The following is a 3,466-nucleotide window of genomic DNA, read 5'->3' on the forward strand; positions in this document are numbered from 1 at the left end:
GTTGTGTGTGTTGTTTGAGAATTGCACAGTGGACGCGAGCATCTTTGTTGTAAGTAATGAAGAGCGTACGGTGGATGCCTTGGCACCAGGAGCCGATGAAGGACGTAGGAGGCTGCGATAAGCCTCGGGGAGCTGTCAACCGAGCTGTGATCCGAGGGTGTCCGAATGGGGAAACCCAGCACGAGTGATGTCGTGTTACCTGCACCTGAATATATAGGGTGTGTGGAGGGAACGTGGGGAAGTGAAACATCTCAGTACCCACAGGAAGAGAAAACAATAGTGATTCCGTGAGTAGTGGCGAGCGAAAGCGGATGAGGCCAAACTTTGTGCGTGTGATACCCGGCAGGGGTTGCGTATGGAGGGTTGTGGGGTTTGCATTGTCGATTCTGCCGGATCGGCCGACAGTGAGAAATTGTGGTGTTAGTCGAAGTGGTCTGGAACGGCCTGTCGTAGAGGGTGAGAGTCCCGTAGACGAAAACATTGCAACTGTCGTTGTGGATACCCAAGTAGCAGCGGGCCCGTGAAATCTGCTGTGAATCTGTCGGGACCACCCGATAAGCCTGAATACTCCCTGGTGACCGATAGCGGACTAGTACCGTGAGGGAAAGGTGAAAAGTACCCCGGGAGGGGAGTGAAATAGTACCTGAAACCGTGCGCTTACAATCCGTCAAAGCTGGTGAACAGTTTACTGTTGCTGGTGATGGCGTGCCTTTTGAAGAATGAGCCTGCGAGTTAGTGGCATGTCGCGAGGTTAACCCGTGTGGGGTAGCCGTAGCGAAAGCGAGTCCGAATAGGGCGTATCCACGCAAGTGGTGTAGTGGCGTGTTCTAGACCCGAAGCGGAGTGATCTACCCATGGCCAGGTTGAAGCGACGGTAAGACGTCGTGGAGGACCGAACCCACTTAGGTTGAAAACTGAGGGGATGAGTTGTGGGTAGGGGTGAAAGGCCAATCAAACTCCGTGATAGCTGGTTCTCCCCGAAATGCATTTAGGTGCAGCGTCACGTGTTTCTCACCGGAGGTAGAGCTACTGGATGGTCTAGGGGGCCTACAAGCTTACCGAAATCAGCCAAACTCCGAATGCCGGTGAGTGAGAGCGTGGCAGTGAGACTGCGGGCGATAAGGTTCGTAGTCGAGAGGGAAACAGCCCAGATCGCCAGCTAAGGTCCCTAAGCGTGTACTAAGTGGAAAAGGATGTGGGGTCGCGAAGACAACCAGGAGGTTGGCTTAGAAGCAGCCACCCTTGAAAGAGTGCGTAATAGCTCACTGGTCAAGTGATCCTGCGCCGACAATGTAGCGGGGCTCAAGTACACCACCGAAGCTGCGGCACTCACACAATAGCCCGCTGTTCCCTTGCGAGGGTTCAGCCAGGTGTGTGGGTGGGTAGGGGAGCGTCGTGCAGCCATGGAAGCATCGGAGTGATCCAGGTGTGGAGGCTGCGCGAGTGAGAATGCAGGCATGAGTAGCGAAAGACGAGTGAGAAACTCGTCCGCCGAATGACCAAGGGTTCCTGGGCCAGGTTAATCCGCCCAGGGTGAGTCGGGACCTAAGACGAGGCCGACAGGCGTAGCCGATGGACAACGGGTTGATATTCCCGTACCCGTGTAACCGCGCCCATGGTGAATCAGTGACACTAACCACCCTGAATCTCGCTTACTTCACGCCTTCGGGTGTGCGGGGGCGGGTGGATGCGTGGGACCTGATCTGGTAGTAGCCAAGCGATGGGGTGACGCAGGAAGGTAGCTGGGCCAGTCAGTGGTTGTACTGGTGTAAGCCTGTAGGGCGAACGGTAGGCAAATCCGCCGTTCATGAAGCCTGAGAGGTGATGCGTAGCCGATTGAGGCGAATTCAGTGATCCTATGCTGCCGAGAAAAGCCTCTAGTGAGTTGTTACACGGCCCGTACCCCAAACCGACACAGGTGGTCAGGTAGAGAATACTAAGGCGATCGAGATAACTATGGTTAAGGAACTCGGCAAAATGCCCCCGTAACTTCGGGAGAAGGGGGGCCCCTGCCGGTGATCACTCTTGCAGTGTGAGCTGGTGTGGGCCGCAGAGACCAGTGAGAAGCGACTGTTTACTAAAAACACAGGTCCGTGCGAAGTCGTAAGACGATGTATACGGACTGACGCCTGCCCGGTGCTGGAAGGTTAAGAGGACCGGTTAGCCAGCAATGGCGAAGCTGAGAATTTAAGCCCCAGTAAACGGCGGTGGTAACTATAACCATCCTAAGGTAGCGAAATTCCTTGTCGGGTAAGTTCCGACCTGCACGAATGGCGTAACGACTTCTCAGCTGTCTCAACCATAGACTCGGCGAAATTGCATTACGAGTAAAGATGCTCGTTACGCGCGGCAGGACGAAAAGACCCCGGGACCTTCACTACAGCTTGGTATTGGTGTTCGGTTCGGTTTGTGTAGGATAGGTGGGAGACTGTGAAGCGGTGACGCCAGTTACTGTGGAGTCGTTGTTGAAATACCACTCTGATCGTATTGGATACCTCAACCTCGGACCATGATCTGGTTCAGGGACAGTGCCTGGTGGGTAGTTTAACTGGGGCGGTTGCCTCCTAAAATGTAACGGAGGCGCCCAAAGGTTCCCTCAGCCTGGTTGGCAATCAGGTGTCGAGTGCAAGTGCACAAGGGAGCTTGACTGTGAGACTGACAAGTCGAGCAGGGACGAAAGTCGGGACTAGTGATCCGGCACCGGCAAGTGGAAGCGGTGTCGCTCAACGGATAAAAGGTACCCCGGGGATAACAGGCTGATCTTCCCCAAGAGTCCATATCGACGGGATGGTTTGGCACCTCGATGTCGGCTCGTCGCATCCTGGGGCTGGAGTAGGTCCCAAGGGTTGGGCTGTTCGCCCATTAAAGCGGCACGCGAGCTGGGTTTAGAACGTCGTGAGACAGTTCGGTCTCTATCCGCCGCGCGCGTAAGAAACTTGAGGAAGGCTGTCCCTAGTACGAGAGGACCGGGACGGACGAACCTCTGGTGTGCCAGTTGTTCCACCAGGAGCACCGCTGGTTGGCTACGTTCGGAAGGGATAACCGCTGAAAGCATCTAAGCGGGAAGCCTGTTCCAAGATGAGGTTTCTCACCCCCTCGAGGGGGTAAGGCCCCCGGCAGACCACCGGGTTGATAGGCCAGAACTGGAAGTACAGCAATGTATGCAGGTGACTGGTACTAATAGGCCGAGGACTTACCACAAAGAAGCTACGCGTCCACTGTGCAATATCTGAAACAACACACGTTTCAGCACCACAAAATTGAATGAACCAACATCGTTCACCGAACCACGATCAGTGGACATCAGTGACGACCGTTGTGTTCCGTGTGTAACTGTTTCGCAGAGTTACGGCGGCCATAGCGGAGGGGAAACGCCCGGTCCCATTCCGAACCCGGAAGCTAAGCCCTCCAGCGCCGATGGTACTGCACTCGACAGGGTGTGGGAGAGTAGGACACCGCCGAACAC

Annotated in this window: 2 rRNA genes; both read left to right on the forward strand. The window is 55.2% G+C overall.

Annotated features, from left to right (window positions below):
* The first annotated feature begins 47 nt into the window (after window positions 1-47).
* Window positions 48-3,201: ribosomal RNA gene (locus CH294_RS27115) — 23S ribosomal RNA — on the forward strand.
* Between the two features lie 146 nt (window positions 3,202-3,347).
* Window positions 3,348-3,464: ribosomal RNA gene (rrf, locus tag CH294_RS27120) — 5S ribosomal RNA — on the forward strand.
* Window positions 3,465-3,466: the final 2 nt, after the last annotated feature.

The sequence above is a fragment of the Rhodococcus sp. 14-2483-1-1 genome (genome assembly GCF_002259335.1).
Lineage (GTDB): Bacteria > Actinomycetota > Actinomycetes > Mycobacteriales > Mycobacteriaceae > Rhodococcoides.